This window comes from Faecalibacterium sp. DFI.5.82 (assembly GCF_029076575.1).
Taxonomy (GTDB): domain Bacteria; phylum Bacillota; class Clostridia; order Oscillospirales; family Ruminococcaceae; genus Faecalibacterium; species Faecalibacterium duncaniae.
Genome location: NZ_JARFIS010000049.1, coordinates 1 through 526 on the forward strand (window position 1 = coordinate 1; position 526 = coordinate 526).

1 rRNA gene is annotated in these 526 nt (G+C 54.4%); it reads left to right on the plus strand.

Annotation, left to right across the window (positions count from 1 at the left end):
* A 16S ribosomal RNA gene (locus P0G09_RS15500) occupies window positions 1–497 on the plus strand; the annotation flags it as partial.
* Window positions 498–526 lie beyond the last annotated feature (29 nt).

A 526-nucleotide genomic window follows, 5' to 3' on the forward strand; every position in this document is an offset into this window, starting at 1 on the left:
GAGACAGGTGGTGCATGGTTGTCGTCAGCTCGTGTCGTGAGATGTTGGGTTAAGTCCCGCAACGAGCGCAACCCTTACTGTCAGTTACTACGCAAGAGGACTCTGGCAGGACTGCCGTTGACAAAACGGAGGAAGGTGGGGATGACGTCAAATCATCATGCCCTTTATGACTTGGGCTACACACGTACTACAATGGCGTTAAACAAAGAGAAGCAAGACCGCGAGGTGGAGCAAAACTCAGAAACAACGTCCCAGTTCGGACTGCAGGCTGCAACTCGCCTGCACGAAGTCGGAATTGCTAGTAATCGTGGATCAGCATGCCACGGTGAATACGTTCCCGGGCCTTGTACACACCGCCCGTCACACCATGAGAGCCGGGGGGACCCGAAGTCGGTAGTCTAACCGCAAGGAGGACGCCGCCGAAGGTAAAACTGGTGATTGGGGTGAAGTCGTAACAAGGTAGCCGTAGGAGAACCTGCGGCTGGATCACCTCCTTTCTAAGGAGTCAGGCAGATGGAAGAACATC